The 5,647-nt window shown below is 66.8% G+C and carries 5 protein-coding genes; 1 reads left to right on the top strand and 4 read right to left on the bottom strand.

Translation table 11 applies throughout. The annotated features are described in order from the left end of the window. The 4 genes from E5W70_RS25750 to E5W70_RS25735 all read right to left on the bottom strand — a co-directional run. Positions 1-792, bottom strand: a 792-nt coding sequence (locus E5W70_RS25750; RefSeq protein ID WP_292663800.1) for a ribose ABC transporter permease, incomplete at its 3' end; no start/stop codon positions are given. Positions 793-812: 20 nt separating this feature from the next. Next, entirely contained in the window at positions 813-2,357 is a 1,545-nt protein-coding gene (locus E5W70_RS25745; protein WP_292663777.1) for a sugar ABC transporter ATP-binding protein, read from the bottom strand. Then, positions 2,354-3,733, bottom strand: coding sequence for a carbohydrate kinase (locus E5W70_RS25740; RefSeq protein ID WP_292663775.1), 1,380 nt, complete (start codon positions 3,731-3,733; stop codon positions 2,354-2,356). Before E5W70_RS25740 ends, E5W70_RS25745 begins: the two co-directional genes overlap by 4 nt. After that, a complete protein-coding gene (locus E5W70_RS25735) occupies positions 3,730-4,512 on the bottom strand; it encodes a DeoR/GlpR family DNA-binding transcription regulator (RefSeq protein WP_292663773.1) in 783 nt (260 codons plus the stop codon). Before E5W70_RS25735 ends, E5W70_RS25740 begins: the two co-directional genes overlap by 4 nt. Before the next feature lie 226 nt (positions 4,513-4,738). On the opposite strand from E5W70_RS25735, the gene E5W70_RS25730 reads away from it, so the two are divergent. Then, on the top strand, positions 4,739-5,647 hold a 909-nt coding region (locus E5W70_RS25730; protein WP_292663771.1), incomplete at its 3' end, for a class II aldolase/adducin family protein.

The following is a 5,647-nucleotide window of genomic DNA, read 5'->3' as shown; positions in this document are numbered from 1 at the left end:
GGTACCGCCGAGGATGACCGCGGCAATAGCGTCGAGTTCGTAGGATTGGCCGAGCTGCAGCCCGTTGGCGGCATAGAGCCGGGCCGCCGACATGGCGCCGCCAAGGCCAGCCAGAAGGCCGGAAACGCCGTAGACGAAGAGCAGCACCAGCGGCACCTTGATGCCGGTCAGCCTGGCGGCCTCGGCGTTGCCGCCGACGGCGTAGATCCAGGTGCCGAGCACGGTGCGCTTGAGCACCAGCCAGGACAGCACGACGACCGCCAGCGCGATGATTACCAGCCACGGAATGCCGAACAGCGACCCGTTGCCGATGAAGTCGAACGGCAGGTCCGCGTTGAACACCGTGGTGTCCTGGCCAAGCAGGCGGGCGACGCCGCGCACGGCGGTCAGCGACCCCAGCGTGACGATGAAGGGCGGCAGTCTGATATAGGCGATCAGCAGCCCGTTGATGACGCCGAAACCGAGGCCGACGAGAATGGCCGCCGGCACGCCCAGCAGTCCCCAATCGGGCACCAGCGACACCATCACCGCCACCATCGCCGAGGCGGCAAGGATCGAGCCGACGGACAGGTCGATGCCGCCGGTCAGGATGACAAAGGTCATGCCGGCGGCCAGCACGATATTGATCGACGATTGCTGCATGACGATCAGCAGATTGGTCTGGGTGAAAAAGCGCGGATTGATGAACTGGAAACCGACCGCCAGCAGGATCAGGATCGGCAGCATGCCGAGTGCGGCGATGGCGGTGCGCCACCTTGTGCTCCTGCCGACCGCCCGGTCGTCCGCTTTCATCGTGTCGGCCACCTTGTCGGTCATCGCTGAGCCGCTCCAGTTGCAAGTTCCATGATCGCTTCCTGCCGCAGCGGCTCGCCCTCCGACGCCGTCACCTCGCCGGCAATGGTGCCGTCGCGCATCACCAGCACGCGGTCGGCGATGCCGATCACCTCCGGCAGTTCGCTGGAGATCATCAGGATGGCGATGCCTTTCTTGGCCAGGTTGTCGATCAGCCGGTAGATTTCCGACTTCGCCCCGACATCGACGCCGCGGGTCGGCTCGTCGAGGATGACGACCTGCGGCTCGGTTTCCAGCAGGCGGGCGAGCAGTACCTTCTGCTGGTTGCCGCCCGACAGCGAGCCGGCATTGGCCTGCACCGAGCTGGTGCGGATGGAGAGGTCGGACACCGCCTTGGCGGCGCGCTTTTCGGCTGCCGTGAAGTCGCGCAGACCGCCGGCGTTCGCGTCCTTTGCCAGCACCCCCATGCTGATGTTGTCGGAGATCGACATGTCGAGAAACAGGCCAAGTTGCTTGCGGTCCTCGGTCAGGTAGGCGATGCCGGCATCGAGCGCCTCGCTTGGCGAACCTATGGATATCGGTTTGCCGCCGAGCTCCAGCGTGCCCGATGTATGCCTGTCGGCGCCGAAGATCAGCCGTGCCAGTTCGGTGCGGCCAGAACCGACCAGGCCGGCCAGCGCCAGCACCTCGCCCTTGTGGAGGTCGAAGGAACAATTCTTTATGAGATTGCCGTCCGACATGCTGCGCACCGACAGCGCGATGGCGCGCTTGCTGTCCGGCGGACGGTGATCCTTCTTGTAGAAGGTCGACAGATCGCGCCCGACCATCATCGATACCAGGCGCGAGGCGTTCAGGTCGGCGCGCTCGAGCGTGCCGACATAGCCGCTGTCGCGCAGCACGCTGACGCGGTCGGCGAGCTGGTAGACCTCTTCCATGCGGTGGCTGATGTAGATGATGGCGATGCCTTGCGCCTTCAGCGTCGCGATCACCTCGAACAGCCGGTCGGTCTCACGCGAGGTCAGCGACGTGGTCGGCTCGTCCATGACGATGATGCGCGCATTGGTCGACAGCGCGCGGGCGATTTCGACCAGCTGGCGTTCGCCGAGCGACAGGCTGGCAACCGGGGTGCGCGCCGAGAAGGTCACGCCGAGCCGCGCGATGATCTCGCTGGCGCGCCGATTGCACTGCTCGCGATCGACGACGCCGAACCGTCGCGGCTCGTTGCCGAGAAAAATGTTCTGCGCCACCGACAGGTTGGGCGCCAGCGACAGCTCCTGATAGATGACCGCAATGCCGGCGGCGCGCGCCTTGATCGGGTCGCCGGTGGCGGCCGGCGCGCCGTCGATCAGGATCTCGCCGCCGGGGTCCGGCCGGTAGGCGCCGGACAGCACCTTCATCAGCGTCGACTTGCCGGCACCGTTCTCACCCATCAGCGCGTGCAGCTCGCCGGCGTGAACGGTCAGCGACACATCGTGCAAGGCGCGGATCGCACCGAACGTCTTCGAGATGTGGCGCATCTCCAGCACCGGTTGGCGGGCCGTCTCGATCCGGGCGGCGGCGCTCATCGCGCACCTCCCGCACCTGCCCTGGCCACAGCCCGGTCGGCGGCAAGGCCGCGCCAGTCGTTGCGATAGCCGGCAAGGCCGCTGAAACTTGCCGCATGCACCGCCTCCGGCGCTTCGGTGGCAAACTCGCGTCCGACGCTTTCGAAGGCAAGTGCGGCAGCACCGGTAGCGCTGCCCTCCAGCGTTGCGCCCTGCAGGAAAACCTGCCCGGGCCGCAACTGCGCCAGCAACGCGGCAAGCAGCCCGCCATTGTTCAGGCCGCCGTCGACGATCACCGTATTGTCCGACTGGATCAGCTCGAGGCACAGATCGACCATCAGCGCGACGTAGAGCAGCGCCATGGCCGCGCGTTCCTCGGCATTGGGCGTACGCCCGACCAGTTCACCGCGGCGGTGCGGCATCGGGCCGCCGGGCGCGAAGCTCGGCAGCGCCATGATGCCGGCGTCGATCACCCGTTGTATCGATGACGGCGCGATTGCGCCCTGCCAGCCGGCGCTGATCGTTGCGAATTCGCGGCCGCCCATGAAGCGGACGGTTGGCACCGGGCCGCCGTCGACATCGACATTGACCAGCATGTCCCGCTCGCCATCGAGTGCGTCGAGCGGGCAGTCCGGATTGAGCACTACCACCCAGGTGCCGGTCGAGACCACGGTCACCGGCCCAAGCTGCTGCCGGCGGTAGGCATGGAGCGCGGCATTGCTGTCGTGGACGCCATTATGGATGGCGACCGGCTTCTCGGCCTGGCCGAAGCGCTGCTCGCCGATCACCGCGCCGGCACGCTCGAAGGCGGGCATCTGGCCGCGCCAACCCTCGGCATCGACCAGCGAGCTGAAATCGCGTTTGCGCGGCGCCCATAAATGCGAGTGGCAGCCGAGATACGACACTTCCGATACCTGCCGGCCGCCAAACCGCCAGCTCCAATATTGGGGGTAGCCGAGGATCGATTTCGCTGCGGCGAAGGCACCGGGCTCCACCTGCTTCAGCCACAACATGTGGCGGCCGTAGTTGAAGCCAAGCGGCAGGCGCGGCGAAAAGGTCTCGGCAAAATCCGGAATGCGGCGGTCGATCTGCGCGGCGATTTCAGCTGGCGGTTCCTGCTCGTAATCGAGGATCGGATGCGTCAGCGCGGCGTCGTCGACCAACGCGAAAGTGCAGCCATGGCCGGATACCGTCAGCCCTTCCACGCCATGCGTGTCGACGGCGTCATCGATGGCGCGGGCCGCCCAGTCGTGCAGCGCTGGCTCGTCGAGCACGCTGAAGCCGCCTTTGCGGATCCAGCTCGGCTGGGTGCGGCGCTCGTCGAGGATCTGTCCGTCCTGGCCGAAGACGAACAGCTTCGAATTGGTCTTGCCGAAATCGAGGACGGCGATGTTCACTGGGCGCCTCCCGAGGAAGCGGCGATCCGCACCATGACGCCGGCATCTTCGAGCATGCGCGCATCGGCGTCGGACAGGCCGTCATCGGTGACCAGCGTGCCGATCCGCGACAGCGGCAGCGCCACGTTGCGCGCGTGGATCGAGAGTTTGCGGCTGTCGGCCAGCACGACGATCTGGTCGGCGCAGAGGCTGAGCTCGACGATCGAGCGGACCAGCAGCGGATGCGATTCCAGAAGGCCTTCCTGGCCGATGCCTTGCGCGCCGAGAAAAAACTTCGAGGCGTAGAACGGCACTGTCTGGGTCAGCGAATGGATGATGCCCGGCTCGCGGTGCAGTTCGCCGCCGGCGACGGTGAGGCTGCAATGGCCGTGGTCGCTGAGATAGGCCGCGAGCGGCATCGAGTTGGTGTAGAGCCGGATATTGCGATCGGCGAGCTTGACGCCGAGATGGAAGCAGGTCGAGCCGCCATGCACGATCACCGCGTCGCCGTCGCGCACCATGGTGGCGGCGAGGGCGGCGATCTGCCGCTTGGCCTCGACGGCGAGGTCGCGGTTCTCGTCATAGGGCCTGGCATAGGCGACGCCGGCTTGCGAAGCGCCATCGAGCGCCGAGATGCCGCCATAGACCTTGCGCGCTTCGCCGGCCTCATCGATCTTGTCGATGTCGCGCCGCACTGTCGCCGCCGACACGCCAAGCCGCTCCTGCAGCTCGCGCACCGATGCGAAAGGCCGGTCCCGCAAAAGCTCGACAATCTGGCGCTGGCGGCCGGAGTCGCTCAACCCTTACCTCCCAATGCGCTTGCCTCCCAAGCATTTTGCACGCATTGCCATTTTGCACGGCAATTGGTGCAACTTACTCAACACGCGTCGGATTGCAAGCCTGATTTGACGCGATAACATCACTGTTGACGTAACTTACTCGCATCTGCGATACCAGCGTCGGTCTTCGTCCCGGCAACGGGACGTCCAAAGCCGTGGGCACGCGGCCGGTTTGTGGAGGATTTCGATGACGATCAGTGCGGATGCGCGGGAACTGGCAGCGCTGCGGTCGCTTTCGGCCGAGATCGGCAGCGACCCGCATCTGACCCAGGCCGCCGGCGGCAACACCTCGCTGAAAGCCGGCGACACGCTCTGGATCAAGGCCTCCGGCACCTGGCTGAAGGACGCGCTCACCGCGGACATCATGGTGCCGGTAAACATCCCGCCATTGCTCGACGCCATCGAACGGCGCGACCCGGCTGCCGAACAGCCGCAGGCCTTCACTGTCGGCGCCCTCAACGCGCGCGGCTTGCGCCCCTCGATCGAAACCACCGTGCATGCGCTGATGCCGCAGCGCATCGTTCTGCATGTCCACTGCGTCGAGACCATTTCGCTGGCCGTGCAGGCCGACTGCGAGGCCGAGGCCGCCAGGCGGCTTGACGGCCACCAATGGGCGTATGTTCCCTATCGCCGGCCGGGACTGCCGCTCGCCCAGGGCATCGCTGAGCGCCTGCGGCCAGGCGTGGATGTCCTGATCCTCGGCAATCACGGCCTGGTCGTTGCCGCCGAGACCGTCGCCGAGGCCGACATGCTGCTGCGGCGCGTGACACGGCTCTTGGCGCGGCCGCCACGCCGGGTGGCGGAGCCGGACACCACGGCATTGATGGCGCGCGCCGGCGGCAGCGCCTACAGACTGCCGGCGGATGTCGAGGGGCATGCGGTGGCGATCGACCCCGAAAGCTGCCGCATGGCGTCAGGGGGCAGCCTCTACCCCGACCACGCCATCTTTCTCGGCGAGGGTTCGGTCGTGGCGAGACCGGGCGAGGATGTGAAGCGCGTCATCGAGCGCTGCGGCGCCGCACCCGTGGCGATCCTGTTTCCCGGCCTCGGCGTGCTGATGCGCGGCGACGCCGGCGCCGGTGCCGACGCCATGCAG

Origin of the sequence: Mesorhizobium sp. (genome assembly GCF_005063415.1) — a bacterium.
GTDB lineage: Bacteria > Pseudomonadota > Alphaproteobacteria > Rhizobiales > Rhizobiaceae > Mesorhizobium.
The sequence above is the reverse complement of the archived record's forward strand: the minus strand, read 5'-3'. Positions and strand labels throughout refer to the sequence as shown.

Bases quoted from the DNA above. Each gene is read 5' to 3' on its own strand.
- E5W70_RS25745 (WP_292663777.1), bottom strand. From the start codon at position 2,357: ATGAGCGCCGCCGCCCGGATCGAGACGGCCCGCCAACCGGTGCTGGAG.